Origin of the sequence: Yinghuangia soli, assembly GCF_021502675.1 — a bacterium.
GTDB lineage: Bacteria > Actinomycetota > Actinomycetes > Streptomycetales > Streptomycetaceae > Yinghuangia > Yinghuangia soli.
Genome location: NZ_JAKFHA010000033.1, coordinates 1 through 25966, shown reverse-complemented (window position 1 = coordinate 25966; position 25966 = coordinate 1). Strand labels below are relative to the sequence as shown.

The window sequence follows — 25966 nt, the reverse complement described above, 5'->3', positions numbered from 1 at the left end:
GCCCAACCCCAACTTCGGGTACGGGGGCCCCCACGGGGGGGGGGCCGCCCCCCCCCGCCCCCCCCCCCGCCGCTCGTGTCGGAGGATCAGGAGTGCAGCGCAGCATGGCCACGCCAGGACACCCCCTCGTCTACATCGGCAGCTACACCCCGGACACCGACGGGCGCGGCGCCGGGATCACCGTCTGCACCCAGGACCCGGCCACCGGCACGCTGACCCCGCAGGGCGAGCCGGTCGGCACACCATCCCCCTCGTACCTCGCGATGCACCCCGACGGCCGGACCCTGTACGCCGTCAACGAGCTCGAACCGGACGGCACGCTCTCGTCGTTCGCGATCGCCGACGACGGCTCGCTCACCCCGCTCGGCACCGTGCCGAGCGGCGGCAGCGCCCCCTGCCACGTGGCCGTCGACCCGTCCGGCCGGTACGTGGCCACCGCGAACTACGGCGACGGACGCGTCTCGATCCACCCGCTGGACGCCCGCGGCGCCGCCGCGCCGTACACCGGACTGCTCGAACTCGCCGGAACCGGCCCGGTCGAGGACCGCCAGGCCGGACCGCACGCCCACCAGGTCGTCTTCGCCGACGACACGCTCCTGGTCTGCGACCTCGGCACCGACCGCGTGTGGCGCTTCCGCTTCGCGGACGGCGTGGCCCGCCCGCACCCCGAGGGCGACTGGCCGGCCCCGGCCGGCACCGGCCCGCGCCACCTGGCCCGTACCCCGGACGGACGCGCCTGGCTGGTCGGCGAACTCGAACCGACCGTCGCGGCGCTGCCCGGCGGCACTCCGGTCCGCATCGAGGCCGCCGACACCTCGGTCCGCAACTACCCCTCCGCGATCGTGGCGTCCCCCGACGGCCGGTTCCTCTACGCCGGCAACCGCGGCCCCGACACCATCGCGGTGCTGGCCGTCCCCGCCGCGGGATCCCCTGCGGAAACCGTCCGCCAGATCGCCGAGACCCCGATCGGCGGCGCATGGCCGCGCGACGCGGCCCTCATCGGCGACTTCCTCTACGTGGCCGCCCAGCAGTCCCACGAGGTGACCGCCCTGCGCCGCAACCCCGAGACCGGCACCCTGTCCCCGGCCACGACTGCCCTGAAGACCGGCAGCCCGACTTGCGTGATCGCCGCCGTGCCGCGGACCGCGGGGCCGACGGGATAACCGGGCGCGCCCCCGCGTGTCAGGCGGCGTCCGCCGGCCGAGGCCGGAAGCGCGCGCGGACGAACCAGACCACGACGCCGAGCAGCAGCACCGCGGCACCCCACGCGGCCGACCGCCAGGGCAGTGTCGCGGCGAGCAGTACGCAGCCGGCCAGGCCCAGGACCGGCAGGACCCGGGGCGGCGGGTTCTCGTCGGAACGCAGGCGCATCGCCGAGGCGTTCGCGATGGCGTAGTACACCAGCACGCCGAACGACGAGAACCCGATCGCGCCGCGCAGGTCCGCGACGGCGATCAGCAGCACGATCAGCGCGCCCACCGCGATCTCCGCGTGGTGCGGGACCTGGCGTCCGGGGTCGACCGCGGCGAGCGTGCGCGGCAGATGGCCGTCGCGGGCCATCGCCAGAGTGGTGCGCGAGACGCCGAGGATGAGGGCGAGGAGCGAGCCGAGCGCGGCTACCGCGGCGCCGATCCGCACCACGGGGGCGGCCGCCGACCAGTCGGTGGCGCGGACCGCGGCGTCCAGCGGGGCGGTGGTGGCGGCCAGCGCGTCCGCGCCGACGGCGAGCAGCGCGGCGAACGCGACCGCCGCGTAGACCACCAGCGCGATGCCCAGCGCCGCCGGGATCGCGCGCGGGATCGTGCGTGCCGGGTCGCGGACTTCCTCGCCGAGCGTGGCGATCCGCGCATACCCGGCGAACGCGAAGAACAGCAGGCCCGCGGACTGCAGGATCCCGTACCAGCCCGCATCCGGGAACGGCTCCAGCCGCTCGGCGTCCGCGGACGTCAGGCACGCGACCACCACCATGGCCAGCACGAGCAGTGTCACGGCGACGATCGCACGCGTCAGCCACGCGGCCTTCTGCACGCCGCGCAGATTGAGCAGCGTCAGCAGCGCCACGGCCCCGACGCCGGTGGCCCGCGTGTACTCCGGCCAGACGTACGCGCCGACCGTCATCGCCATCGCCGCGCATGACGCCGTCTTGCCGACCACGAACGCCCATCCCGCCAGGTAGCCCCAGAAGGGACCCAGGCGTTCGCGCCCGTAGACATACGTGCCGCCCGACTGCGGATGCCGCGCGGCGAGGCGGGCCGAGGACGTGGCATTGCAGTACGCGACGGCCGCGGCGAGCGCCAGGCCGATCAGCAGCCCCGACCCCGCGGCCCGCGCGGCGGGCGCGAACGCGGCGAACACCCCGGCGCCGATCATCGATCCGAGGCCGACCATCACCGCGTCGGACAGGCCGAGCCGTCGGGCAAGCGGAGCGGCGGGCGGCGGTGCGGGCGCGGCAGGGGAGGGCGGAGACGAGTCGGGGAACTTCACGTGCCCTGTGTACCAGGCCGGGAAGTCGGCGAGATGACGCCGGGCTGAACGCGCCGGTTCGCCGCGCGGCCCGCACTCCGACCCGGCGGCCGCGCCGCGGTCAGCGCGCGGTCAGGGAACGGTCAGCGCCGTCGAGGACGGTGCTGACGGAGCCCCCGGCTCCCCACCGCGCTCGTTCCGCCGCCGACCGCCGCCCCGCCGACCCAGGAGAACCATGGACCGTCCCGACGCCGTCGAGCCGCCGCCCGCCGCGCAGTCGCCGCACCGGAGCCTGGTGGGCTTCCGCCTGGTGACCGCCGAGACGCCGACCGGGCCGGCCGGCCCTTGGACGGCGTCCGGCACCATCGAATTCGGCATCACCGGAAACCCGCACCGCTGCCCGGAAATCTTCGAGGCGGCCTTCGACTCCGGCGCCGCCGCCCTGGTCGCCCAGGTGTACGGCGACGCCGCGGTCTGCGTCCCGACGCCCGCCGCCGCGACCGAAGGCCGCGAACTCCCCGTAGGGGATGTCCGCTTCCGGTCGCCGCGGCTGCCCGTCACGGTCCGGCTGCGGCACAGCCACGTCGCCGGGGACATCGGGCTGCTCGTCGTCGACTGGAGCGTCGGCGGCCGCGGCCCGGACGGCGAACCCGTGTCCGCGTCCGGCACCGCGACCGACGTCGCCCGGCGCGGCCCGGACGGCTTCTGGCGGTACGCCATCACCGACCCCTTCGGCGCCGCCCCCTGATCAGGGGGCGGTCGACGGGTCCGGGGCCGAGGCCGGGTTCGAGGCCGGCACCACCACGATGTCGGCGCGCGCGATGCCCGGCCGGGCTTCCAGCCGCGCGGTGAGCCCGGCGACCGCCTCGGTCAGGCGCTCCGCCGGGGCATCCGCTGCCTCCCGTGTCGCGACCACCCGGGCCGACACCAGGAGCAGGCGCGGGCCGACGAACACCGCGGTCACCTCCGGGGCGTCCGCGACCCACGGGTCGGACGTGATGCCCTCGCGCACGTTTTCGAGCACGTTCGGCGGTGCCGACTCGTCGATGAGCAGCGCCTTGTTGCGCGTCGCGAGCCGCCAGGCGACCGCCACCAGCAGCAGGCCGATCAGGATGCTGGACACCGCGTCCCACACCGCCGAGCCGGTCCATGCGTGCAGGCCCAGCGCGGCGAGCGCCAGCGCGAGGCCGATCAGCGCCGCGGAGTCCTCCAGGAACACGGTCGCCGCGGTCGGGTCGGAACCGCGCTTCAGCTGACGGGCGAGGGTCCGGTCGTTGCGCGCGGCCTCGGCCTTGAGCTGCTTGTGCGCCTGGCGCCACGAGATGCCTTCGAGGACCGCGGAGACCAGCAGCACCGCGACGCCGACCCACACCGACTCGAGCGCCTCGGGGTGCAGCAGCGACTTGATGCCCTCCTGGATCGCCAGCACGCCGCCCACCACGAAGATGCCCATGGCGGCCAGGAACGCCCAGAACCAGCGCTCCTGGCCGTAGCCGAACGGGTGCCGCGCATCGGCCTCCCGGTCGCTGCGGCGCAGCCCGATGAAGAGCAGGACCTCGTTGCCGGTGTCCGCGAACGAGTGCGCGGTCTCCGCCCACAGCGACGCCGAGCCGGTGATCACCGCGGCGACCGCCTTGGCCACCGCGATCGCGAGGTTCGCGGCCACCGCGACCACGACCGTGCGCACGCTCTCGCCGGCAGCGGAATCGGCGTCCGCGCCCCCGTCCCCGGGAGCGGACGGGACGGCGTCGGACGCGGGGATCGGCGGCGTACTCATAGCCGCGAAACTACCCATTCACCGGTAAATCACCACGGCAGGCGGCCGGGACCGGCGTGCCGACTCCGGACGCGCATCCGGTCCCGACTCTGCGCATTACGCCCAACTGCCAAGTCAGTCAAAGCATTTACCGGCCGCCCGCGGTCTGTCATGATCAGCGGTCATGCCTGTCGACCAACAGCTCCTGATCGGCTTCACGCTCACCACCATCATCGCCATGATCACGCCGGGCCCGGACATGCTCTTCGTCCTGGGCTGCGGTATCCGCGGCGGCCCGCGCGCCGGCCTGCTCGCCACCGCCGGGGTCGCGACCAGCGAGGCCGTGCACATAGCCGTGGCCGCCGCCGGACTCGCCGCGCTCTTCGCCGCGAACCCGTTCGCCTTCATGGTCCTGCGCATCGTCGGCGCGGCCTACCTGATCTACCTGGGCATCCAGATGATCCGGAACCGCAAGGCGGGCCTCGACGCCGCTGCGGAGAGCCTGCCGGCGGGCGGCGGCACCCTGTCCGGCCGCCGCGCCTACCTCAACGGCCTGCTGACCAACCTGCTCAACCCCAAGATGGTGACCTTCACCATCGCGTTCCTGCCGCAGTTCGTGGACCCCGGACTCGGCTCGGTGTGGCTGCAGTTCGCGATCCTCGGCACGATCCTGATCGTCCTCGAGTTCATCGTCGACGGCACCGTCGGCGTACTGGCCGGGCGCATCGGCGACTGGCTGCGCCGCCGCCAGGCCGCCAAACGCCGGATCGACACCGCCACCGGCGGCATCTTCATCGGCCTCGGCGTACGCCTGGCCGCGGAGCGCTAGCGGGTGTCGCTCGGCCCGTTCACGCCCAGAAGTCCGCGTGGACCTCGCGGGCGCCCGGCACCTCGACCGGGCCGACCACGGTCATCGGCCGCTGCCCTGCCGCGAAGATCCTGCGGCAGGGCAGCGCCGGCGTCGGGTTGCGCAGGTCCGGGCCGACGACGTCGAAGAGCTCCTGCTCCGAAATCGCGTACTGCGCAGGCTACGCCCCCGCCCGCGATATGTCCGGCGGACCGCGCGGAAATTCCGCTGCGCGTTCGTCCGTTCGGCGCGGGCCCTTCGCGCCCTGTGGACGGGTTTGCCCGGGGATCCCGCGGTCGGACCCTCCGCGGCCCGCGCCGCATGGCAGGGAACCCTTGAGAGGAAACGGAGTTGGGGGAGGGGCGGGTGTGGCGCGGACATCCGGTTGCACTAGGATTCACCGCGACCCAGTTAGCTGACGCAGCGTCAAAAATCCCCAGGGGCATACGTGTCGGAAATTCGCGAAGACGACCCCGCAGCAGGTTGGACGCCGACCGGGATCGACGTCTCGGTGCCGAGTGTGGCCCGCATGTACGACTACTTCCTCGGCGGCAAGGACAACTTCAAGGCCGACCGCGACGCGTCCGAGCAGCTGGCCGCGGCCGCGCCCGGAACGCGCGCACTCGCCATCAACAACCGCCGCTATCTGCAGCGCGCGGTACGGGTGTTGGCCCAGGAGTACGGCGTCAGCCAGTTCCTGGACCACGGATCCGGCCTGCCCACCCAGGACAACGTCCACCAGATCGCGCAGCAGGTCGACCCGGCGGCCGGCGTCGTCTACATCGACAACGACCCCATCGTCCTCGCGCACGGCCGGGCACTGCTCGCCGAGAACGCGACGACCACGGTCATCACCGCCGACATGCGCGACACCGACGCGGTCATGAGCCACCCGGACGTCGTCAAGATCATCGACTTCGACCGGCCGGTGGCCGCGCTGTTCGTCTCGGTGCTGCACTGCGTGCCCGACTCCGACGACCCCGGCGCGCTCGTGCGCCGCGTCATGGACCGCCTCGCGCCGGGCAGCTTCGTGGTCATCTCGCACCTGGTCACCGAGGACACCGCGGTGCGCGAGCGGCTGACCGACTTCATGCTCACCGCGACCCAGGGCAACTGGGGCCGGGTGCGCAGCGCGGCCGACGTCACGCCGTTCTTCGACGGCCTCGAACTGCTCGACCCGGGCCTGGTGGAGATCTCCGAGTGGCGCCCGGACGGCACCGAGGGCCCGGTGCAGGAGACCACCGAGTGGATCGAGTTCGGCGGCGTGGCCCGCAGGCGCTCCCGGCCCGCCCGGCCCCCCGTGACGGCGGTTGCCGGCCGGCCAGGCCGCCGGGCACCCGCCTTCACGTCGTCCCGGCCCTGTGCCGACCGGGCCGCGGGATCAGGCGTGCGTACCGCCGTCGATGCGGATCTCGGTGCCGGTGATGAACGCGCCGTCGTCCGAGGCCAGCATCGCGATCACGCCGGCCACCGTCTCGGGGCCGGCCATCGGCGCGCCGCTCGCCGACTCGACCGACGTGTCCAGGATCGGCGACAGCTTGGCGAACAGCGACCAGTCGGTGTCCTCCGGCAGGTAGCCGCCGGTCGCATCGGTGATGCCCGACTTGATGCTGCCCGGCGCGACGTTCACCGCGCGCAACCCCTGCTTGCCGTACTCCAGCGCCAGCGCGTGGGTGAAGGCCTGCACGCCGCCCTTGCTCGCCGCGTACGCCGCCATATAGGGGTGCGCGAATGCCGCCGACGTGGAGCTGAAGTTGACCACCACGCCGCGCCCGGTGGCGAGCAGCGCGGGCAGCGCCTCGCGCGTCACCAGGAACGTGCCGGTCAGGTTGACCGTGACGATGCGGTTCCACAGGTCGAGCGAGGTCTGGTGGGTGTGCGCGGCGCGCAGGATGCCGGCCGCGTTGACCAGCACGTCCAGGCCGCCGAGCACCTCGACCGCCTCGGCGACCCCGGCCGCCACGCCGGGCTCGGACGCGATGTCGAGGACGAGGGTGTGCAGGCGCGCGGCGTCCAGCCCGGCCTCGGCGGCCTGCGCCCGGGTGGCCGCGAGGCCTTCCGGTACGACGTCCGCGGCGACCACATGGCCGCCCTCCGCGAGCAGCCGCAGCGCGGTCGCCTGCCCGATCCCGGAGCCCGCACCGGTGACCAGGATGCGGCGGTTGTCGAAGCGGTTCATTGGGGCGCCTTCTTTCTGTTCCTCCTGCATGCCTACTTTTGGCACTCTATGTCAAATGTGCATGGCGTGCCAAAAATTCCCGATAGGACGGTAAGCTGCCGCCATGACCACGAGCACGCGCCGGGGACCGGGCCGGCCGTCCCTGACCGAGCGGCGCCGGGAGGACACCCGCACCGAGGTGTCCGGCGCCGCTGCCCGGCTGTTCACCGAACGCGGCTACGACGCGACCACCGTCGAGGACATCGCCGCCGCGTCCGGCATGGCGCTGCGCACCTTCTACCGCTACTTCCGCGCCAAGGAAGAGACCATCGCGCCGCTCTTCGCGGCCGGCATCCGCGACTGGGTCCAGCGGCTCGCCGAAGCGGACCCCGACCTCGGCCTGGTCGACGCGCTGCTCGCCGCGTACCGCGGCTCGGTCCGGCACTCGCGCGCCTCGGCCGGCATCGACGACGGGCAACTGCGCGCGCTGCTGCGCATGGTGGAGAGCCACGGCGCGCTGCGCGCGGTCTGGCTCAACGTCTACCGCGACACCGAGGACCAGCTCCGCCCGGCCATCGCGGCCCGCTGCGGCCGCGACCCCGACGACCTGGACGTGCAGTTGGCGGCCGGCACCGCCAACACCGCGGTACGCATCGCGATGGAGCGCTGGGCCGCGGGCGAGGCATCCGCACGCTCCGCCGACGACGCGGTCGCCCGGGCCCTGAAGAGCGTCGCCACCGGAGGCCTGCTCGCGCCGTGACGCCGCCCCGCGGCGGAATCCGGCGGGGACAAGGCGTGGGCTGGGGAAACGGGACCGGCCGCCCGGTCAGCGCAGGCCGGCGGCCGACAACGTGCGCTCGTAGCGGCGGCGCAGGACCGTGCCGCTCAGCAGCCGTACCGGCGCCGGGACGGTCGCCAGGACGTTCGCCATCCAGCGCGGGTCGGCGCCGTCGAACATCCACGGCTGCAGGTACGGCATGATCGAGCGCGGCGCACTCGCGATCAGCCGCCGCTCCACCGCGAGGTACTCGCGCACGCCGACCCGGGCCAACACCGGGAAAACCGCGGCCTCTTCACGGCGCAGGTGGTCGTGGATCAGGGTGTCGAACTGCGCGGCGGCCATCGGCAGCGCACTCAGTGCGTGCGGACCGGCCAGCGCGGCGGTGACCGCCGCCATCGCCCGGTCCAGGGCTGCGTGGTCGGCGTCCAGGTCGTCCGCGGCCGCGACCACCACGCCGGTACGGCGGCGCAGTTCGGGCCAGAAGACCTCGTCCTCGCTGTGGTGGTGCCAGTCGATGACCGCGTGCAGCCGCTCCCACCAGGCCACCACGGCGGGCAGGCGCTCGGGGCGGTCCGCGGCGGATGCGGCGAGGGCGATGAGCCGCCGGGCGTCGCGGCGCATCGCGCGGTGCATGAGCCCGAAGGCGTGCAGGTGACCGGGGATCAGGTCGAGGCCGAACTCGCTGGAGTCCGCGCTCGGGACGCCGGTGGCCGCCTGCGTGGTGAAGCCGATCATGTCTGTCTCCTTCGGTCTCCGGCGCCGCGGGGCCGGCGCCGTTGCTCATGGGAAGAGCAAACCGCAGGAGAGGTGAGTGCCTCCATAGTCGAGGCGACCGATTACATGCGCGAGCGTCTCAGGCTTCGTCGAGTGCGGCGAAACGCTGCCGCAGCGCCGGCTTGCTGACCTTGCCCGTCCCCGTGGTCGGCAGCTCCGCCACGAAGTGCACCACGCGCGGCACCTTGAAGCCCGCGAGGCGCGAGCGGCACAGTGCGACGAGTTCCGCCTCGCCCACCTCGTCCCGATCCGCGGCCACTGAACGGACCACGACCGCGCAGACCCGCTCGCCCCAGCGCGCATCCGGCAGTCCGATCACCGCGACTTCCTGCACGCCCGGATGGCTGCGCAGCACGCCCTCGACCTCGCGGGCGCTCACGTTCTCGCCGCCGGAGATGACGATGTCCTTCTTCCGGTCCACGACGTACAGATAGCCGTCCGCATCGAGGCGGCCCAGGTCGCCGGTACGGAACCAGCCGTCCCGGAACGCCTCGGCCGTGGCCTTGTCGTCCTCCCAGTACCCGTCGCACACCTGCACGGCCCGCACGGTGATCTCGCCGACCTCGCCCGTGGGTACGTCGGCCCACGCCTCGTCCACGATCCGCAGCTCGACCCCGGGACCCGGCCGCCCGGCGGCGGACAGCAGCTCCGGCCGGTGCTCCTCGGCGGTCAGGAACACCGCGTTCCCGGACAGCTCCGTCGAGCCGAAGCCCTGGTTCAGCGCGCAGCCGAGCACATCGGCGGTACGGCGCAGCAGCTCCGGCGAGATCGGCGAGGCTCCGTAGCCGATGCTGCGCAGCCGCCCGCGCAGCTCCGCGGCGCCGTCCTGGGCCAGCAGCGCGTCGATCATGGTCGGCGCGAGCGACATGCTCGTGACCCCGAACTCGGTCACCAGATCCGGAAGTTGCTCGGGGACGTACTTGCGGACCACGACCACCGGACGGGCCGCCAGGTGGTGCATGGGCACCTGGTACGCGCCGGCCACGTGGCACAGCGGGAACGGCGTCAGGAACACCGTGTCCGCAAACGCCGGGCGCCGCGCGAGCGTCGTCCGCATCCCCGCGACCAGGCTCCGATGCGTCAACCGCACGCCCTTCGGCCGCCCGGTCGACCCCGACGTGAACAGCAGCCACGCCAACTCGCCGTCAGAAGAAGGCCCTTCGGGCAGGGGCGCGGTACGGCCCGCGGCGAGCAGCGCGTCCCAGCCTTCCGCGGCATCGAACACGACCACCGGACCGTCCCAGCGCTCCGCAAGCCCCTCTGCGAGGTCCGGCTCGGCCAGGACCAGCTCGGCGCCGGAGCGTTCGAGCTGCTCGGCCCACTCTTGCGGGTGCAGCCGCGGATTCAGCGGCACCAGGACACGCCCGGACCGCGGCACCCCGTAGCACGCCACGACGTACTCGGCCCGGTTGTGCGCCAGCACCGCGACCCGCCCGCCCGGCGACACCCGCACCCCGACCGCCGCAGCCAACGCCGCACTCTGCGCCTCCAGCTGACCGAACGTCAGCTGCGCCGCCGGATCGGGGCAGATGAGTGCAGTCTCGTCCGCGTGGTCCGCAGCAGCAGAGGCAAGAATCTCGTGAAGCAACACCCCGCGAAGCTACCGCACACCGTTTCCGAGCCCGGCCCGGAGCCGCCGGTCAGCACACCCAGGCGTACACGCAATGCCGCGCCGTCGGAGCTTGAGGGGCGGCGGCGTGCGGTTACGATCACCATGACGGCATCGCGTGTCGGTCACCGACCGGGTGAGGCATGGAGGTGCCGTGAGGTGCCCTTCGGAGGCAACCCCGTATGTCGGTCCGACTCGACCACACGATCGTCCACTCCCGTGACAACCGCGAATCCGCGGACTTCCTGGCGCACATCCTCGGGCTCGAAGCCGGTGCGCAGGCCGGCCCGTTCGTCCCGCTGGAAGTCGGGGGGGTCACTCTCGACTTCGCGAGCATCCCGGCGGAGTCCATCGTCATGCAGCACTACGCGTTCCTCGTGTCCGAGGACGTGTTCACCGCCGCGTTCGCGCGGATCCGGGAAGGCCGCGTCCCCTACTTCGCGGATCCGCACATGAAGCAGCCCGGGGAGATCAACCACCACGACGGCGGCCGGGGCGTCTACTTCCTCGACCCCAGCGGGCACGGCATGGAGCTGATCACGCGGCGGTACGGCAGCGGCGGCTGACCGCAGAAGCGCAACGAACGCCCCGGTGCCGTCGGACGATGCGACGGCACCGGGGCGCCCGGCCGTACGGGGACCGCGGCGTCAGGCGTCGAAGCGGACCGGCAGGCGGTCCGGGCCGCGCAGTGCGCTGGTGAGCATGCCCTTGACGCGCACCTCGGCGCCGTCTTCGAGGCGCAGGCCGGGCAGGCGCTCCAGGAGCACCTTGAGCGCGATGCGCATCTCCGCGATAGCGAGGAACGTGCCCAGGCACACGTGCGGGCCGTCGCCGAAGGCGAGCGTGGCCATCTCACGGCGCGTCACGTCGTACCGGTCCGGGTCGGGGTACGCCTGCGGGTCGCGGTTCGCCGCCGTGATCGCGAAGATCAGCGGCGTCTCCTCGGGGATGTCCAGGCCGTGCCAGTCCCGCACCGCGACCGGGCACATGCGCGGCAGCAGGCCGACCGGCGGCTCCCAGCGCAGCGCCTCCTCGACCGCCCACGGCAGATGCTCGTCCGGGTCGGAGCGCACCAGCGCGAGCTGGTCGGGATGGGTCAGCAGCGCCAGCAGTGCGTTGCCCAGACCCAGGTACGTGGTGTCCGCACCGGCCGGGAACAGCAGCCGCAGGACCGACAGGATCTCCTCGTCGCTCAGCCGGCGCCCCTCGTCGTCCTGCACCGAGGCGAGCGTGGAGAGCAGGTCGCTGCCCGGGTTCGCCCGGCGCTCGGCCACGATCGGTGTGACGTACGCGGTGAACTCTGCGGACGCCCGCTCCGCCGCGGCCGGTTCGAACGGGTAGTGGAACAGCTCGTGCGCCCACCGCCGGAACTGGTCCTCGTCGTCCACCGGCAGACCGAGCAGCCGGGTGATGACCTGGATCGGGTACTGATGGGTGAACTCCGCGACCAGGTCGGCCTCGCCGCGCCCCGCGAACCGGTCCACGATCTCGTGGGCCAGCGGCTCCAGGATGCCGGCCACGTGCCCGTCCATCAGTTTGCGGCGGAACGCGGGCGCCACCAGCGCGCGGTTGATGCGGTGCTCCTCGCCGGTCATGCACTGGATGGTGTGCCCGAGGACCGCCTCGGTGGTGGCCGAGTAGATGGCCGCGGACGGGAAGGACGCCTCGTCCTTGAAGGCCGCGGTGACCAGTTCATGGGTGAGCAGCAGCAGGGCCCGGACCCCGGCCCAGGGCACCACCGCATACGGCTTCTTCGCACGCAGTCCGGCCAGCACCGCGTGCACGTCGAGGATGTCGTCGAACGCGAAGTCGATCCCCTCGATGTCGGCGACGTCCATCAGGCCGGGCTGCTCGGTCTGCTCGGTCTGCACGGGCAGTTCGGGACTCATCAGGGGCTCCCCAGGCGAAGCGGGCACGGGCGGCGGGCAGGAACGGTGACGAATATTCGTCGTCTCGCTGATGTATATTCGCGACCGCTCGGACTCTAGGCCGCCGCCGCAGCGGAAACAAGGCACGGCCGCCACCCCGCTGCGCCCGCGACCCCGCACCCCGCAGCCGAGGAAAGGACCGGTGGTGACCGCCCCTTCGCCGCCCACGGACCGCGTCGTCGCGGTGGTCGAACTGCTCGCCGCCGCCCCCGCACCGGTCACCGTCGCGGAGATCACCGCCCGCCTCGACCTCAACCGCTCGACCGCCACCGCCGTCCTCGGCGCCCTGGAGGCCAGCGGCTGGGTACGCCGCGACCCCGCCGACCGCACCTACACCCTCGGCCCCGGACTGCTCGGCGTCGCCGGCGCCGTGCACGCCAAGCTCGCTCCCGCCGACCCGGTCGGCGCCGAACTCCGCGGCCTCGCCGAGCGGATCGGCTGCGGCGTCGCGCTGTCCGAGGTCGGCACCCGGCAGATCACCTTCCTCGCGGTGGCCGGCGGACCGGACGCCCTGCCCTCCGGCATCGGCGTCGGCACCCGCCTCCCGCTGCGCCCGCCCGGCGGCGCCGCTGCCATGCCCTGGCGGCCGCAGGCCGACCAGGACGCCTGGCTGGCCGCCGCCCCCGCGGAGCACCGCCCCGCCCTCGCCGCCCTGCTGCGCCTCACCGCGGAACACGGCGTCGCGCTGTGGCGGCCCGCCGCCGAGCACGGCCGGCTGCTCGGCGTCCTGCGCGACGTCGTCGCCCTGCTCGACGAACACCCGGGCCGCGCCGAGCTGCGCACCCGCGTCCTCGACCAGCTCGTCGCCATCGCCGGCCACGCCTACACCGCCGCCGACCTGGCCGACCCCGGCCCGCTGCCGCTCTCCTACCTGTCCGCGCCGGTCTTCGACCGGGCCGGCCGGGCCCGGCACGAACTCCAGATCGGGCCGCTGCGCGCCGCCGTCCCGCACGCGGAACGCGCGCACTACATCGCCGAACTGCGGGCGTCCGCAGCGCGGCTCACCGAGGGAATGGCCTGACCGGGCCGCGCCCCCGGGCGGGCGTACGGTACGACCATGCAGCTCACCAAGCTCGGCCACTCGTGCATCCGGATCCGCGTCAAGGGCATCACCCTGGTACTCGACCCCGGCGCCCTCAGCGACCCGGACGCCCTCGACGGCGCGGACGCGGTGCTGGTCACCCATGAGCACTTCGACCACGTCGTCCCGGAGACCCTGCGGGCCGCCCTCGCCAAGAACACCGACCTCCAGGTCTGGACGAACCCCGCGGTCGCCGCGCAGTTCACCGACCTGCCCGGCCGCGTCCTGCCGGTCCGGCACGGCGACACGCTGCTGATCGGCGGCCAGTCCGGCGCCGCTGTGCACGTCTACGGCGAGAAGCACGCCACCATCCACCGCGACATCCCGCTCGTGGACAACGTCGGATTCCTGGTCGAGGGCGAGGTGTTCCACCCCGGCGACGCGCTGACCGTGCCCGACGTCCCGGTCCCCACCCTGCTCACCCCCGCAGCCGCGCCCTGGCTCAAGATCTCCGAAGCCGCCGACTACGTACGCGAGGTCGCCCCGCGCCGCGCGCTGCTCATCCACGACGCGGTGCTCAGCGACGCGGGCAAGGAAGTGCACACCCGGCTGCTGACCGGTCTCACCCAGGGGCCGGACCGTGCAGTCCTGACGCCCGCGGCCGGCGAAGAGGTCACCCTCGGCTGATCGGAACGCGGACAGGACCCGGTGCAAAATCCGCCCCCCGGACGACAGAACCCGACCGCGCCGAGCTTCGTCTGAAGGGTGACAGGCACCTGACCGACGGGGGAGGGCACGGTTGGAGTCCGAGGCCGATGCGGCAGCGGCGATCGAGGAGGCGGCCGCGGCGCGGGCCGCGGTCGAACTCCGGTTCGACGCCTTCGTCGCGGCGAACGCCCGCAGGCTCGCGCACACCGCGCAGCTGATCACCGGCGATGTCGGGCGCGGTGAGGACCTGCTGCAGAACGCGCTGGCCCGCACGTACCTGAACTGGGATCGCGTGCACGACCAGGACCCGGCCGCTTACGTGCGCCGCGCGCTGGTCAACGGCCACACCGACTGGTGGCGCCGCAAGCCGTCGCACGAGCGGCCCGCCGCCGTGCTCCCGGACCGCGCCTCCGACGTCGACCTCGCCGAGGACCACGCCCGCCGCGACGCGGTGCTGCGCGCGCTGCGCGTGCTCACCCGGCGGGAGCGCGCGGTGATCGTGCTGCGCTACTACGAGGACCTGTCCGAGACCGAGATCTCCGACGCGCTGCGCATCGCCCCCGGCACGGTCAAGAGCACCGCGAGCCGGGCCCTGCGCAAACTGCGCGACTCGCCGGAACTCGCCCTGAACGACCTCTCGGAGGCCACCGCATGAGCGAGCGAAGCGAGCGAATCAATAGGGGGATGCGTTTCGCGAACGCTGCCGAGGACGAGCTGGACGAACGCGCCGGCGCCGCACTGCGCCGCGTCTTCGCGGATACCGAACCCGACGCCCCCCAGGGCCTGGCCGCCGCCGCGCGCGCCCGCGGTCAGCGCATCCGGGCCCGGCGCACCACAGCATGCGCGGTCGCGGCCAGCCTGGTGGTCGTCGCCGCAGGGGCGATCGCGGTGCGCTACGGGGGGCCGGACGACACCACGGTCGGCAGCCCCGCGGCGGCGGCCGTGCCGTCGAGCCGCCCGGCGGGCGCGGCCCCGGCGCAGGCCCCGCCGGTGGACGGCAACGCCGAATCGGCGCTGCCCGACTCGGGCGCCTCGCCTACCCGTACGGCGCTCGGCCTCCAGGGCACGAGTTCGGGTGACTACCTCCGCATCGAAGCGGAGAACGGCGTCGTCGTGTGGTGCCGTCCGCCCTGGATCGGGTACCCCGCGGCGGTCGGCTCCGAGCCGACCTGCTCGGCCCCCAGCGAACCCCCCGGATCTTTTGGTGACGGCTCGCGGGGCCTGCTGCGCCTGCCCGGCGACACTGCGCAAGTAACCATGCCGATCGTCGAGGGGACGTCGGGCGACACGCTCGCCGTGGCGCGCGCGGGCCACTACCCCGGAACCGCGGCGCTCGGCGAGCCGGGGAACTTCGCGCTGGCCCTCGGCCGGACCGACAACGCATCCGCCTACCCCCTGGCCCGGCTCGCCCCCGGCAGCACGGTCGAGGTCGTCGGCCGCGTCGACGTCAAGTACACCTACCGCATCGACCGCATCGTCACCGTCGACCCGCAGGCCACCGGCGTCGTCGACGCCGTCCCGGCCGGCGGCCCGTACGACCGCCCCGGCTCCTACCTCACGCTGACGTCGCCCGGGCCGAACGGCTCCGCCACCGAGCGGATCGTGGCCTGGGGCCACCTCACCGACATCCACGTGGGGTGAGCGCGCGGCAAAACCGTTCGAGGCCTGCAGCCGCGCACTGGTAGAAACAGCGCCCATGGACGACTGCAAGATCCGCACTGCGGGCCTCGACGACGTGGCCGCGGTCCTCGCCTTCTGGACCGCGGCCGCCGAGGGCACCAGCATCACCGACGACCCCGACGGCGTCGCGCTGCTGATCACCCGTGACCCGGGCGCACTGCTGATCGCCGAGGCACCGGACGGCGGCATCGCCGGGACCCTCATCGCGGGCTTCGACGGCTGGCGCTGCAGCCTGTACCGGCTGGCCGTGGACCCCGCACTCCGCCGCCGGGGCATCGCCCGCCTGCTCCTGGCCGCGGCCGAGGACCGCTTCGCGGAACTGGGCGGGCGCCGCCTGGACGCCATGGTCCTCGACCGCAACGAAGCCGGCCGCGCCACCTGGGCCGCCGCCGGCTACACCCCGGACGACAGCTGGACCCGCTGGACCCGGACGCTGCGGCCCGCGGCACCGGCCGAGGCGCGGCACGCCCGGTAGGCGCTACGCCGAACCCAGCGCGGCGAGCGCGTCCCCGGTGAGCCGGTAGACCGTCCACTCGTCCTGCGGCGCCGCGCCCAGCGACTTGTAGAAGCCGATCGCCGGGGCGTTCCAGTCCAGCACCGACCACTCCACGCGCCCGTAACCGCGTTCGACCGCGATGCGCGCCAACTCGGTGAGCAGCGCCCGGCCGTGGCCGCCGCCGCGGGCCGCCGGGGAGACGTACAGGTCCTCCAGGTAGATGCCGGCCTTGCCGAGCCACGTCGAGTACGTCGTGAACCACAGCGCGAACCCGACCGCAGTGCCGTCGCCGTCCTCCGCGATCAGCACGGACGCGGCGGGCGCCGGGCCGAACAAGTCCCGCTCGAAGTCGGCCTCGACCGCCTTGACCTCCTCGGGAGCCTTCTCGTACGCGGCCAGTTCGTGCACGAAGCGCAGGATCGTCGGGACGTCCTCGCGGGTGGCGGTTCTGATCATGGCGGCACGCTACCCGCCGCATCCGCCCGCGGCGAAACCGCGGACCCGACCCGGACGCGATCCGCGTGATCGGACCTATGCGGAACGGGGAACACCCGTTTGAGAAGGGGCCGCCGACCCCGTCCTTCCCGTCCCGAAGGAGCTCCCGTGGCCGACGCGCCGCTGCCCTGGAGCCTGGTCCGCCTCACCGCCGCCGAGGCCGCGGTGCCCGCCATACGGCGGACGGTCCGCGCGCTCTACACCGAGATCTACGCCGAGGAACCGTACCTGCGCACCGCCCGCGACGCGCAGGAATGGGACGAGAACGTCCTGCCCCGCCTGCTCGCCGCGGCCGGCTTCCGGCTGGTCCTCGCGCACCGCCGGCCCGGCACCGTGCCGATGGGCTTCGCCCTGGGCACCCCGCTGGGCAACACCACGCGCTGGTGGTCCGGCCTGCTCGAACCGCTGCCCGAGCCGATGACCCGGGAGAACGGCCGCCAGACGTTCGCGGTCTACGAGTTCGCGATACGCCGCCCGTACCGCCGGCTGGGCCTCGGGCGCGCCCTGCACGAAGCCCTCGTCGGACCGTGGACCGGCACCCGCACCACCCTGACGCTGCGCCCGAGTTCGCCGGCCGCGGTGGCGTTCTGGGATCGGCAGGGGTACCGGTCCGTCGGCTTCTCGCGGCCCTATCCGACCGCGCCGGTCTACTCGATGATGCTGCGCGACCACGACCCGGCGGACTTCGCGGACCGGGTCGGCACCGCGGACTTCACGACAACATCGGGATGATGTGCTCGCCGTACGCCGCGATGGTGGACTCGCGTGCATCGTGCATCGCGTACACCGCAAACTGGTCCACGCCCAGCTCGCGCAGTTCCATCAGCCGCTGCTGCTGGTGCTCGACCGGGCCCACCAGGCAGAAGCGGTCCACGATTTCGTCCGGCACGAAGTCGGCCGACCGGTTGTCCGCACGGCCGTGATGCGAGTAGTCGTAGCCCTCCCGGCCCCGGATGTACTCGGTCAACTCCTCGGGCACCGCCGCGGAATGCTCGCCGTAGCGGGCCACCAGGTCGGCCACGTGGTTGCCGACCATGCCGCCGAACCAGCGGCACTGGTTGCGGGCATGCGCGAGCGACTCCTCGGAGGCATCGGCGCACACGTACGCCGGAGCCGCCACGCAGATCGTGATCGACGCCGGGTCGCGCCCGGCCCGCTCGGCGGACGCCCGGACCGCCTTGATCATGTACTCGGTCAGGTACGGATCGGCCAGCTGCAGGATGAATCCGTCCGCCTGGCGGCCCACCAACTCCAGTGCGCGCGGACCGTATCCGGCCATCCACACGGGCAGCCGGGCGCCCTCGCGGACCCACGGGATGCGCACCCGCGACCCGTGCATCTCCACCTCGCGGCCCTCGGCGAGCTCCTTGACCACGCGCATGGCCTCGCCGAGCCGCTCCAGCGTGGCGGGCTTGCCGCCCGGCACGCGCACTGCGGAGTCGCCCCGCCCGATGCCGCAGACCGTGCGCTGACCGTACATGTCGTTCAACGTGGCGAACAGCGAGGCGGTGACCGTCCAGTCCCGGGTCAGCGGGTTGGTGACCATCGGCCCGATCGTGAGCGTGCTGGTCTCCGCCAGGATGCGGCTGTAGATGACGAACGGCTCCTGCCAGAGCACCACGGAGTCGAACGTCCAGCCGTGCGTGAAGCCGACGCGCTCGGCGGTCTTCATCAGCTCGACGACTTCGGCGGCGGGCGGGTCCGCCTGCAGGACCAGACCGAAATCCATGCTCGTGTATGTCCTTTCGGGTTCAGCTGTGCGGGTTCAGCTGAGGTACTGGCACGTGGCGCGCCGGAGGAACGCGCCGTGCCCGGCCCGGCCGGTGTACTTCCCGGCCTCGACCACGACGGTGCCGCGCGACATCACCGTGTCGGCCCGGCCGGTCAGCTGCCGGCCCTCGTAGGCGGAGTAGTCGACGTTCATGTGGTGCGTCGCGGCGGAGACGGTCTGCACGGCGGACGGGTCGTACACCACCAGGTCCGCATCGGCGCCCGGGGCGACCGTCCCCTTGCGCGGGTACAGACCGAACATGCGCGCGGGGGTCGCGCACGCGATCTCGATCCAGCGGCGGCGCGTGATGTGCCCGTCCAGGACCGCCTGGTGCAGCAGGTCCATACGGTTCTCGACACCCGGCAGCCCGTTGGGGATCTTGGAGAAGTCCCCGCGGCCCAGGTCCTTCTGGCCGGCGAAGCAGAACGGGCAGTGGTCGGTCGACACCACCGACAGGTCGTCGCCGCGCAGCCCGCGCCACAGCGCCGCCTGGTGCTCGACCGGCCGCAGCGGCGTCGAGCAGACGTACTTGGCGCCCTCGAAGTCCGGGCGTGCCAGGTCGTCCGTGGACAGGAACAGGTACTGCGGGCACGTCTCGCCGAACACGTTCAGGCCCAGGTCGCGCGCCGCGGTCAGCTCGGCGACCGCCTCGGCGGCCGACACGTGCACCACGTACAGCGGACTGCCCGCCACCCGCGCCAGGGCGATCGCCCGGTGCGTGGCCTCGGCTTCGAGGAGCGCCTTGCGCACCTCGCCGTGCACGCGCGGATCGGTCCGCCCGGCCGCGAGCGCCTGTTCGATCAGCACGTCGATCGCGATGCCGTTCTCGGCGTGCATCATCGGCAGCGCGCCGTTGTCCGCGGCCCGCTGCATCGCCCGCAGAATGCGCCCGTCGTCGCTGTAGAGCACGCCCGGGTACGCCATGAACATCTTGAAGCTGGTGACGCCTTCGGCGACCAGCAGGTCCATCTCGTCCAGCGTCGCGTCGTTGATGTCCGCGAGGATCATGTGGAACGCGTAGTCCACCGCGCAGTTGTCCTGCGCCTTGGCGTGCCACGCGTCCAGACCGGCCCGCAGCGAGCCGCCGACCTGCTGGATCGCGAAGTCGACGATCGTCGTGGTGCCGCCGAACGCGGCCGCGCGGGTGCCCGTCTCGAACGTGTCCGAGGCGACCGTGCCGCCGAACGGCATCTCCATGTGCGTGTGCACGTCGACGCCGCCCGGGATGACGTACTTGCCGGACGCATCGATCACCCGGTCCACGCCGGGCAGCCACGCATCGGCCGCCGCGGGCGAGGCCAGCGCGGCGATCCGCTCGCCGTCCACCAGCACGTCGGCGTGCGTCTCCTCGGCCGCGGTGACCACCAGGCCGCCGCGGATCAGGGTGCGGGCCATGGCGTCACGCCTCCGTCAGCGGGCCGTAGGCGTCCGGGCGCCGGTCGCGGTAGAACGCCCACTGGTTGCGGACCTCGTCGATCAGCCCGAAGTCCAGGTCGCGCACGACCAGTTCCTCGTCCCGGTCGGATGCGACCGGACCGACGAACTGCCCGCGCGGGTCCACGAAGTAGCTGGTGCCGTAGAAGTCGTTGTCGCCGTACTCCTCGACGCCGACCCGGTTGATCGCCGCCACGAAGTACTCGTTCGCGACCGCCGCGGCGGGCTGCTCCAGCTGCCACAGGTACGCGGACAGGCCCCGGCTGGTCGCCGACGGGTTGTACACCAGCTGCGCGCCGGCCAGGCCGAGCGCCCGCCAGCCTTCCGGGAAGTGCCGGTCGTAGCAGATGTACACGCCGACCCGGCCGACCGCGGTGTCGAACACCGGCCAGCCCAGGTTGCCCGGGCGGAAGTAGTACTTCTCCCAGAAGCCCTTCACCTGCGGGATGTGGTGCTTGCGGTACTTGCCGAGCACCGTGCCGTCCGCGTCGATCACCGCGGCGGTGTTGTAGTAGAAGCCGGACTGCTCGACCTCGTACACCGGGACGACCAGCACCATGCCCAGCTCGCGGGCCAGCGAGCTCATCCGCGACACGGTCGGGCCGTCCGGGACCGGCTCGGCCCAGCCGTAGTGCTCCGGCTCCTGGACCTGGCAGAAGTACGGCGCGTTGAAGACCTCCTGGAAGCCCATCACCTGGGCACCCTGCGCGGCCGCATCGCGGGCGTACTGCTCGTGCACGTCGACCATCGAAGCGCCGTCGCCGGTCCACTTCGTCTGGACGAGTGCGGCGCGTACCACCTGAGGCATCACGAACCCCCTGTCTCGCGTTCAAATCGCCCCGAAGAGAGGCGATGAATGTAGCGCTGCGGACTGTGCGGATCGGGGACGAAGCGGCCATAGTGCTACGCGTGTCGCATGGCGGGGAAGGTACGCGGGCGGAACTCTTGCCGCGGATGTCCGGCCGGGCCACGATGGAATGTGTTACCCGCCAGTAGCGATCTCGGGGAGACCATGTCCGCGCACGCGACACCGCAACTCGACCTGCCGACCGCCCGCAAAACGCTGGAGGCGCAGCCGTTCAGCGTGCTGCTCGGTGCCCGGCTCACCGAATTCGGCGACGGCGCGGCCACCCTCGAAGTACAGGTGCGCGACGAACTGCGCCAGCAGAACGGCTTCGTGCACGGCGGCGTGCTCGCCTACCTGGCCGACAACAGCCTGACCTTCGCGGCCGGCACGGCACTGGGCCCGGCGGTCCTGACCGCGGGCTTCAGCATCACCTATGTGCGCCCGGCGGCGGGCGTCGCGCTGCGCGCCCGCGCCACGGTCGCCACCGCGACCCGCGGCCAGGCGGTCTGCACGTGCGAGATCACCGTGATCGCCGCCGACGGGACGGAGAAGACCTGCGCGGTCGCGCAGGGGACGGCCCGGCGCGTGGCGGGGCCGGAGACGGCCGGGTAGTGGCGGCGCTGAACGGGTAGTGCCGGAGGCGTACGTCCGGCGCCGGCACTACCCGGCGGGCTCGGGGTTCCGCCGCTCTACTGCTCGGCGGGCCGCTCGTTGTAGACGCCGGCCGTCTCTTGGCCGGAGAGCTTTTGGATGGCTTCCATGATCTCGTCGGTGACCTCGCGACGCGCCTTGCCGACGTCCTTGCGCTCGTAGTGCGCCGAGAAGTCCAGCGGCTCGCCGAACCGGACCAGCGCCTTCGGCTTGAACTTGGGGATCCGGGTGCCGACCGGCTGCACCTTGTCGGTGTCGATCACGCCGACCGGGACCACCGGCACCTTGGCGGTCAGCGCCAGCCACGCGACACCCGTACGCCCCCGGTACAGCCGGCCGTCGAGCGACCGGGTGCCCTCCGGGTAGATGCCGAAGGCCATGCCGCGGTCCAGCACGCCCTTGCCCGCTTCGAGTGCCGCCATCGCGCCGCGCTTCTCGTCGCGCGGCACGCCGACCGCGCCCAGGCCCTCGAAGAACGCGCGGCTCAGCGCGCCCTTGATGCCGGTGCCCTCGAAGTACTCCGACTTGGCCAGGAATGTCACCTGGCGCGGCGCCACGAGCGGGATCACCAGGCTGTCGCAGAACGACAGGTGGTTGCTCGCGATGATCACGCCGCCCTTTCTCGGGACGTTCTCCGCCCCTTCGACGCGCGGTCGCCAGATCGCTCGCGAGGTCGGCGAGACGACGCGGTGCATGAAGTGGTAGATCAGCACGTGTTCCCCCGGTCGGGTCTAGGGCAGGGTCACCCTACCCATTCGATGTTGCGCGGTGACGCGCCGCCCACCCCTACGGGTGGTTACCGGCCAGTCACCTATAGCGCCGGAGGCGCCCGGGGGAGCGTCGGATTCCGGTCACCGGCGGGCCGCGGCGCGCAGCGGACGGAAGAAAGCCCGGATGTCCTCGACCAGAAGCTCCGGCTCCTCCATCGCGGCGAAGTGCCCGCCCGACGGCATCTCCGTCCAGTGCGCCACGTTGTACAGCCGCTCCGCCCACCGCCGCGACGGCGTGCCCAGCTGCTCCCCGGGGAAGTGCGCATGCCCGGTCGGGACCTCGACGCGGGCCGCCGCACCCGGACCGGCTGCCGCGACGGCCTGCGCGTTCTCGTAGTAGATCCGCGCCGCCGAGTGCGCGGTCGCCGTCACCCAGTACAGCGTGATGTTGGTCAGCAACTCGTCGCGCGTGAAGCTGCGCTCGACATCGCCGCCGCAGTCGCTCCAGCCGCGGAACTTCTCCACGATCCACGACGCCAGCCCGGCGGGGGAGTCGACCAGCCCGTGGCCCAGCGTGTAGGGCTTGGTGGCCTGCTGCCGCAGGTAGCCGGCCTCGGTACGCCCGACCTCCTGCATGCGCGCCAGCGACGCGCGCTCGGCGGCGGTGAACCCGGCCGGGTCGTCGTCCGGCCCCGGCCCCGCGATCAGCAGGTTGACGTGCAGCCCGACCACCCGCTCCGGCTCCGCGCGGGCCAGCTCGGTGGACACGATGGAACCCCAGTCGCCGCCCTGCGCGCCGTACCGCTCGTACCCCAGCCGCCGCATCAGCTCGGCGAACGCGCGGGCCATCCGCACCGGCCCCCAACCCGCCTCGCGGACCGGCGAGGACCAGCCGTACCCGGGCAGCGACGGGCACACGACGTGGAACGCGTCGGGGCCGGGCGCGGTGAGCGGGCCGAGCACCTTGGCGAACTCCGCGACCGACCCCGGCCATCCGTGGCTGAGCACCAGCGGCAGCGCGTCGGGGTCCGCCGAGCGCGCGTGCACGAAGTGGATCCGCTGCCCGTCGATCTCGGTCAGGTGGTTCGGGTACGCGTTGAGCTCGGCCTCGTGGCGGCGCCAGTCGTACTCGTCGCGCCAGTACGCGCACAGCTCGCGCAGGTACGCGGTGTCGGTGCCGGCGTCCCAGCCGGTCCCGGGGACGGGCTCGGGCCAGCGGGTGCGGGCCAGCCGGTCGCGCAGGTCGTCGAGCACGGCGTCGGGGACGTCGATGCGGAAGGGGAGTATCGCGTCACCGGCGTCCGGGAGGCGGTGGCCGCTGTCGCGGTCGTCGTCGGTGCGGTCGGTTCCTCCGGTTCCTCCGGTCCCTTCGGTTCCTTCGGTTCCTTCGATGAGGTCGGTACGGTCCGGGGTCGAACTGGTCATGGCTGGATCCGATCCCCGGCCGACCGGCCGGACACATGATTGATCGTCAGGTTTCTTGTGTCCTATCCGGTTCGGCTGCACCAATCAAGGCTCTTCACCGGGTACTTCCGCAGGTGCTTCCCCGGAGCCGGCACCGGGCCGACCGGGCATGCGCGCGGGGCGGACGCGTTCCGCGCCCGGCAATTCCGGGACATGCCAACCGCCGCGCCAGGGTTTCGCCATACTTCCCGGGTGACCACCCCCAATCCGCCGTACGCAGCGATACCGCCCGCCCAGCCGGGCCCGCCCCCGGGCCCTGCGCCGATCCCGCTGGCCGCCGACGCGGTGCCGCCCGGCACCCGCGCGTGGACCCAGCAGGCCGCGCGCCGCTGGACCGCGCTGCGTATCCCGCTCTGGACCATGCCGTATCCGGCCATCGCCGCGATGGTCGTGGGCCTGATCGTGCTGGGCGAATCCGACATGCCGGTCGCCTGCGACCAAGGCGGATCCGACACCTGCGGGCCCGAGTGGCAGATCCTGGTGCTCCTGTGGGGGCTCGTCATCGGAATCTGGGGCCTGTTCGCGGTCCCGACCGTCGCCATCCTCGCCCTGGGCGTCGCACTCGGCATCACGATCAACCTGCGTCCGCAGGACGCCGCCGATCTCGGCCAGAGCTGGGGCTGGTGGCTGCTCACCGCCGGCCTCCTGGGCGGCATGACCCTGTCCGGCATCCGCATCGCGCGGGGCCGCGCCCAACGCAAGGCCGCAGCCGAGGCCGCCGGTCCGATGGTGCACCCGGTCCCGGCCGCGGCCGGCGCCCGATCCGTCCAACGCGCCGTCGTACGCCTGGTGTTCGGGGGTTGCGGCGCGCTGCTCGCCGTCCTCTGCACGATCGGGACGATCGACGCCTACCGCGACGACGACCGGCACGCCGCACGAGCCGAGGTCAAGTCGGCCACGGTCGTCGACACGGACGTCGACACCGCACGGATCCTCGTCGACGGCGAGACCGAGGAACGCACCGTCGACACCTGGGACTACGACTACGAAGACGGCGAACGCGTCGACGTCCTCATCGACGGCGACTGGGCCCGCCTCGAAGCCGAGACGTTCGCGCCGATCGCGTGGCTGTTCGGCCTCGGGATCAGCGGCGCGGTCGCCTTCGTCCTCATCCCGGAGGCAGCCCGCGTCCGCCTCCGCGCGGCGCGGCTGAATCCGGGCAAGCCCCCGGTGTCCACGCTGCGGGTGCAGGTCGTCTTCGTGCACGCCTCGCACGTCGCGGTGTACGCGGCCGACGACCAAGTCCGTGTGGACCCGCTCTTCAAGGCCGACGTGGCGTGGTGGCCTACGCCGCCGGGGATGTTCTCTGTGTCCGTGCCTTCGTCCGTGCCTTCGTCTGTGCCTGCGTCCGCGCCTGTCCCTGTGCCTGTGGTGTCGGAGCCGTCGACACCGGAGTCCGAGTCCGAGTCCGCGTCCGAGCCGTCGCTGGGCGCGGACGCGGTCGAAACGGCGGCCGCGGGCGTGGAGCTCACCAAACAGCCTCCTGCCGAACCCGTGCAGCCTGCCGCCCCTGCAGTCCCCGCAGTCCCCGCGGGCGTGTACGGACAGCCCTACGCGTACGGCCAGTTCGCCCCCGCCGGAGCGCCGCAGATGTACGGCCCGCCCATGTACGGCATGCCGATGTACGGCGCCCCGTGGATGGCCCCGGCACCGCGCGCCTGCGAGGCCGTGCTTTTCGGAACGCCTTACGCAGGAGCCGAGTTCGTGCTCCTGATCGCCCGGGACGGCGACACGCCGGTGGTGGCCCGCTCGAAGCGCGTCATCCGGCCACTCGCCGCGAAGCACCCGGTACTCAAGCCGTACCCCGCGGCCTGACGCGCTCCGACACAGCCAGGTGCTGAGAAGATCAGCTCATGACCGACTCCTTCCGCATCGACAGGATTCTGGGCGCCCGTCCGTTCGCGGAGGTCGGCGAGCCGAGTTTGGCGATCGACGACGAGAACCGCAGGGTGATTGCCGTCGCCGGCGCCTACGTGGCCAAGACCGGGACAGATCACTTCCCACGCATCGCGCCCGTCGCGGTCTACGGAACGGATGATCTGGCCTGCCGAGCGTTGCTCTACGCGCGATATCCCGTGCATGCGATGGCTTTTCATCCCACGCTTCCCCTGCTTGCGGTCGGCGCGGGTGATTACGACGGCGGCTATTTCTTCGAGGGGGAACTGCTCCTTCTGGACCTGGAAACGGGCAGCACGACATCGCTGATCGAGCATTGGTCCGGTCGTCAGGTTCTGGGCTTGCAATGGCTTAGTGGTCCTAACAGAACGATCTTTGGCAGTGTGACGTTCGGCGGCTTGGGTCGTTGAACGGTTCGTGCGCAAAGGGGAGTTGCGTCCGTGGGTCGTCTCGGACGAGTTGTGGGCCTTGGTCGAG

26 protein-coding genes and 1 pseudogene are annotated in these 25966 nt (G+C 72.7%); 15 read left to right on the top strand and 12 right to left on the bottom strand.

Annotated features, from left to right (window positions below):
* Positions 1-104: 104 nt before the first annotated feature.
* The gene (locus LZ495_RS34870; RefSeq protein WP_235057147.1) at positions 105-1163 is read left to right on the top strand and encodes a lactonase family protein; all 1059 of its coding nucleotides are present in this window, start codon (positions 105-107) and stop codon (positions 1161-1163) included.
* 19 nt (positions 1164-1182) lie between these two features.
* On the opposite strand, the gene LZ495_RS34865 is transcribed toward LZ495_RS34870, so the two are convergent.
* Positions 1183-2484 carry an APC family permease gene (locus LZ495_RS34865; RefSeq protein ID WP_372498691.1) on the bottom strand — a complete coding sequence of 434 codons (1302 nt, stop codon included), beginning with the start codon at positions 2482-2484 and terminating at the stop codon, positions 1183-1185.
* Positions 2485-2698: 214 nt separating this feature from the next.
* On the opposite strand from LZ495_RS34865, the gene LZ495_RS34860 reads away from it, so the two are divergent.
* A complete protein-coding gene (locus tag LZ495_RS34860; RefSeq protein ID WP_235057146.1) occupies positions 2699-3211 on the top strand; it encodes a YybH family protein in 513 nt (170 codons plus the stop codon).
* On the opposite strand, the gene LZ495_RS34855 is transcribed toward LZ495_RS34860, so the two are convergent.
* Positions 3212-4240 (bottom strand): cation diffusion facilitator family transporter, encoded by a 1029-nt coding sequence (locus LZ495_RS34855; RefSeq protein WP_235057145.1) that lies wholly within the window; start codon positions 4238-4240, stop codon positions 3212-3214.
* 163 nt (positions 4241-4403) lie between these two features.
* Between LZ495_RS34855 and LZ495_RS34850 the strand changes: the two genes are divergently transcribed.
* Both LZ495_RS34850 and LZ495_RS34845 read left to right on the top strand, forming a co-directional pair.
* Complete coding sequence (locus tag LZ495_RS34850) at positions 4404-5048, top strand: LysE family translocator (protein ID WP_235057144.1); 645 nt, start codon at positions 4404-4406, stop codon at positions 5046-5048.
* Positions 5049-5595: 547 nt separating this feature from the next.
* Positions 5596-6342 (top strand): annotated as a pseudogene (locus LZ495_RS34845) (SAM-dependent methyltransferase); the annotation flags it as partial.
* Positions 6343-6447: 105 nt separating this feature from the next.
* Here the strand turns inward: LZ495_RS34845 and LZ495_RS34840 are convergent.
* A complete protein-coding gene (locus tag LZ495_RS34840) occupies positions 6448-7245 on the bottom strand; it encodes an SDR family NAD(P)-dependent oxidoreductase (protein WP_235057143.1) in 798 nt (265 codons plus the stop codon).
* Positions 7246-7348: 103 nt separating this feature from the next.
* Here LZ495_RS34840 and LZ495_RS34835 point away from each other — a divergent pair, with 103 nt between their 5' ends.
* On the top strand, positions 7349-7984 hold the full coding sequence (locus tag LZ495_RS34835) for a TetR family transcriptional regulator (RefSeq protein WP_235057142.1): 636 nt from the start codon (positions 7349-7351) through the stop codon (positions 7982-7984).
* A 66-nt stretch (positions 7985-8050) separates the two neighbouring features.
* Here LZ495_RS34835 and LZ495_RS34830 read toward each other — a convergent pair whose 3' ends face one another.
* Both LZ495_RS34830 and LZ495_RS34825 read right to left on the bottom strand, forming a co-directional pair.
* Positions 8051-8740: a hemerythrin domain-containing protein gene (locus LZ495_RS34830; protein ID WP_235057141.1), complete on the bottom strand. Its 690-nt coding sequence runs from the start codon at positions 8738-8740 to the stop codon at positions 8051-8053.
* A 118-nt stretch (positions 8741-8858) separates the two neighbouring features.
* Positions 8859-10370, bottom strand: a complete 1512-nt coding sequence (locus LZ495_RS34825) for a class I adenylate-forming enzyme family protein (protein ID WP_235057140.1) — start codon at positions 10368-10370, stop codon at positions 8859-8861.
* A 200-nt stretch (positions 10371-10570) separates the two neighbouring features.
* Between LZ495_RS34825 and LZ495_RS34820 the strand changes: the two genes are divergently transcribed.
* A complete protein-coding gene (locus tag LZ495_RS34820) occupies positions 10571-10954 on the top strand; it encodes a VOC family protein (RefSeq protein ID WP_235057139.1) in 384 nt (127 codons plus the stop codon).
* An 81-nt stretch (positions 10955-11035) separates the two neighbouring features.
* Here the strand turns inward: LZ495_RS34820 and LZ495_RS34815 are convergent, their stop codons facing one another.
* Complete coding sequence (locus tag LZ495_RS34815) at positions 11036-12277, bottom strand: cytochrome P450 (protein WP_235057138.1); 1242 nt, start codon at positions 12275-12277, stop codon at positions 11036-11038.
* A gap of 184 nt (positions 12278-12461) precedes the next feature.
* Between LZ495_RS34815 and LZ495_RS34810 the strand changes: the two genes are divergently transcribed.
* The 5 genes from LZ495_RS34810 (at position 12462) to LZ495_RS34790 (ending at position 16200) form a co-directional block, all read left to right on the top strand.
* Positions 12462-13337, top strand: a complete 876-nt coding sequence (locus LZ495_RS34810) for a helix-turn-helix domain-containing protein (RefSeq protein ID WP_235057137.1) — start codon at positions 12462-12464, stop codon at positions 13335-13337.
* Positions 13338-13373: 36 nt separating this feature from the next.
* Positions 13374-14024 carry an MBL fold metallo-hydrolase gene (locus tag LZ495_RS34805; protein ID WP_235057136.1) on the top strand — a complete coding sequence of 217 codons (651 nt, stop codon included), beginning with the start codon at positions 13374-13376 and terminating at the stop codon, positions 14022-14024.
* A 112-nt stretch (positions 14025-14136) separates the two neighbouring features.
* The gene (locus tag LZ495_RS34800) at positions 14137-14700 is read left to right on the top strand and encodes a SigE family RNA polymerase sigma factor (protein WP_235057135.1); all 564 of its coding nucleotides are present in this window, start codon (positions 14137-14139) and stop codon (positions 14698-14700) included.
* Positions 14701-14729: 29 nt separating this feature from the next.
* Positions 14730-15686, top strand: a complete 957-nt coding sequence (locus LZ495_RS34795; RefSeq protein ID WP_235057134.1) for a sortase domain-containing protein — start codon at positions 14730-14732, stop codon at positions 15684-15686.
* Between the two features lie 55 nt (positions 15687-15741).
* Positions 15742-16200: a GNAT family N-acetyltransferase gene (locus LZ495_RS34790; protein WP_235057133.1), complete on the top strand. Its 459-nt coding sequence runs from the start codon at positions 15742-15744 to the stop codon at positions 16198-16200.
* A 3-nt stretch (positions 16201-16203) separates the two neighbouring features.
* Here the strand turns inward: LZ495_RS34790 and LZ495_RS34785 are convergent, their stop codons facing one another.
* The gene (locus LZ495_RS34785) at positions 16204-16677 is read right to left on the bottom strand and encodes a GNAT family N-acetyltransferase (RefSeq protein ID WP_235057132.1); all 474 of its coding nucleotides are present in this window, start codon (positions 16675-16677) and stop codon (positions 16204-16206) included.
* Between the two features lie 147 nt (positions 16678-16824).
* On the opposite strand from LZ495_RS34785, the gene LZ495_RS34780 reads away from it, so the two are divergent.
* The gene (locus tag LZ495_RS34780; RefSeq protein WP_235057131.1) at positions 16825-17448 is read left to right on the top strand and encodes a GNAT family N-acetyltransferase; all 624 of its coding nucleotides are present in this window, start codon (positions 16825-16827) and stop codon (positions 17446-17448) included.
* On the opposite strand, the gene LZ495_RS34775 is transcribed toward LZ495_RS34780, so the two are convergent.
* The 3 genes from LZ495_RS34775 to LZ495_RS34765 are packed head-to-tail and all read right to left on the bottom strand — an operon-like array spanning position 17429 to position 20729.
* Positions 17429-18445 (bottom strand): TIGR03842 family LLM class F420-dependent oxidoreductase, encoded by a 1017-nt coding sequence (locus tag LZ495_RS34775; protein ID WP_235057130.1) that lies wholly within the window; start codon positions 18443-18445, stop codon positions 17429-17431. The genes LZ495_RS34780 and LZ495_RS34775 overlap by 20 nt on opposite strands.
* A 36-nt stretch (positions 18446-18481) precedes the next feature.
* Positions 18482-19882, bottom strand: a complete 1401-nt coding sequence (hydA, locus tag LZ495_RS34770) for a dihydropyrimidinase (protein ID WP_235057129.1) — start codon at positions 19880-19882, stop codon at positions 18482-18484.
* Positions 19883-19886: 4 nt separating this feature from the next.
* Positions 19887-20729 (bottom strand): nitrilase-related carbon-nitrogen hydrolase, encoded by an 843-nt coding sequence (locus tag LZ495_RS34765; RefSeq protein WP_235057128.1) that lies wholly within the window; start codon positions 20727-20729, stop codon positions 19887-19889.
* A gap of 204 nt (positions 20730-20933) precedes the next feature.
* On the opposite strand from LZ495_RS34765, the gene LZ495_RS34760 reads away from it, so the two are divergent.
* Positions 20934-21380, top strand: coding sequence for a PaaI family thioesterase (locus LZ495_RS34760; protein ID WP_235057127.1), 447 nt, complete (start codon positions 20934-20936; stop codon positions 21378-21380).
* Positions 21381-21457: 77 nt separating this feature from the next.
* Here LZ495_RS34760 and LZ495_RS34755 read toward each other — a convergent pair whose 3' ends face one another.
* Positions 21458-22132 carry a lysophospholipid acyltransferase family protein gene (locus LZ495_RS34755; protein ID WP_235057126.1) on the bottom strand — a complete coding sequence of 225 codons (675 nt, stop codon included), beginning with the start codon at positions 22130-22132 and terminating at the stop codon, positions 21458-21460.
* Positions 22133-22270: 138 nt separating this feature from the next.
* On the bottom strand, positions 22271-23554 hold the full coding sequence (locus tag LZ495_RS34750; RefSeq protein ID WP_235057125.1) for an epoxide hydrolase family protein: 1284 nt from the start codon (positions 23552-23554) through the stop codon (positions 22271-22273).
* 231 nt (positions 23555-23785) lie between these two features.
* Between LZ495_RS34750 and LZ495_RS34745 the strand changes: the two genes are divergently transcribed.
* The gene (locus LZ495_RS34745; protein ID WP_235057124.1) at positions 23786-25408 is read left to right on the top strand and encodes a sulfur globule family protein; all 1623 of its coding nucleotides are present in this window, start codon (positions 23786-23788) and stop codon (positions 25406-25408) included.
* A gap of 38 nt (positions 25409-25446) precedes the next feature.
* On the top strand, positions 25447-25899 hold the full coding sequence (locus LZ495_RS34740; protein ID WP_235057123.1) for a hypothetical protein: 453 nt from the start codon (positions 25447-25449) through the stop codon (positions 25897-25899).
* Positions 25900-25966 lie beyond the last annotated feature (67 nt).

Excerpts from the sequence above, each read along its gene's own strand:
- LZ495_RS34860 (WP_235057146.1), top strand. The coding sequence starts at position 2,699 with ATGGACCGTCCCGACGCCGTCGAGCCGCCGCCCGCCGCGCAGTCGCCG.
- LZ495_RS34795 (WP_235057134.1), top strand. The coding sequence starts at position 14,730 with ATGCGTTTCGCGAACGCTGCCGAGGACGAGCTGGACGAACGCGCCGGC.
- LZ495_RS34785 (WP_235057132.1), bottom strand. The coding sequence starts at position 16,677 with ATGATCAGAACCGCCACCCGCGAGGACGTCCCGACGATCCTGCGCTTC.
- LZ495_RS34750 (WP_235057125.1), bottom strand. The coding sequence starts at position 23,554 with ATGACCAGTTCGACCCCGGACCGTACCGACCTCATCGAAGGAACCGAA.
- LZ495_RS34775 (WP_235057130.1), bottom strand. The coding sequence starts at position 18,445 with ATGGATTTCGGTCTGGTCCTGCAGGCGGACCCGCCCGCCGCCGAAGTC.
- LZ495_RS34840 (WP_235057143.1), bottom strand. The coding sequence starts at position 7,245 with ATGAACCGCTTCGACAACCGCCGCATCCTGGTCACCGGTGCGGGCTCC.
- LZ495_RS34765 (WP_235057128.1), bottom strand. The coding sequence starts at position 20,729 with ATGCCTCAGGTGGTACGCGCCGCACTCGTCCAGACGAAGTGGACCGGC.
- LZ495_RS34830 (WP_235057141.1), bottom strand. The coding sequence starts at position 8,740 with ATGATCGGCTTCACCACGCAGGCGGCCACCGGCGTCCCGAGCGCGGAC.
- LZ495_RS34850 (WP_235057144.1), top strand. The coding sequence starts at position 4,404 with ATGCCTGTCGACCAACAGCTCCTGATCGGCTTCACGCTCACCACCATC.
- LZ495_RS34805 (WP_235057136.1), top strand. The coding sequence starts at position 13,374 with ATGCAGCTCACCAAGCTCGGCCACTCGTGCATCCGGATCCGCGTCAAG.
- LZ495_RS34760 (WP_235057127.1), top strand. The coding sequence starts at position 20,934 with ATGTCCGCGCACGCGACACCGCAACTCGACCTGCCGACCGCCCGCAAA.
- LZ495_RS34855 (WP_235057145.1), bottom strand. The coding sequence starts at position 4,240 with ATGAGTACGCCGCCGATCCCCGCGTCCGACGCCGTCCCGTCCGCTCCC.
- LZ495_RS34870 (WP_235057147.1), top strand. The coding sequence starts at position 105 with ATGGCCACGCCAGGACACCCCCTCGTCTACATCGGCAGCTACACCCCG.
- hydA (WP_235057129.1), bottom strand. The coding sequence starts at position 19,882 with ATGGCCCGCACCCTGATCCGCGGCGGCCTGGTGGTCACCGCGGCCGAG.
- LZ495_RS34740 (WP_235057123.1), top strand. The coding sequence starts at position 25,447 with ATGACCGACTCCTTCCGCATCGACAGGATTCTGGGCGCCCGTCCGTTC.
- LZ495_RS34815 (WP_235057138.1), bottom strand. The coding sequence starts at position 12,277 with ATGAGTCCCGAACTGCCCGTGCAGACCGAGCAGACCGAGCAGCCCGGC.
- LZ495_RS34820 (WP_235057139.1), top strand. The coding sequence starts at position 10,571 with ATGTCGGTCCGACTCGACCACACGATCGTCCACTCCCGTGACAACCGC.
- LZ495_RS34835 (WP_235057142.1), top strand. The coding sequence starts at position 7,349 with ATGACCACGAGCACGCGCCGGGGACCGGGCCGGCCGTCCCTGACCGAG.
- LZ495_RS34790 (WP_235057133.1), top strand. The coding sequence starts at position 15,742 with ATGGACGACTGCAAGATCCGCACTGCGGGCCTCGACGACGTGGCCGCG.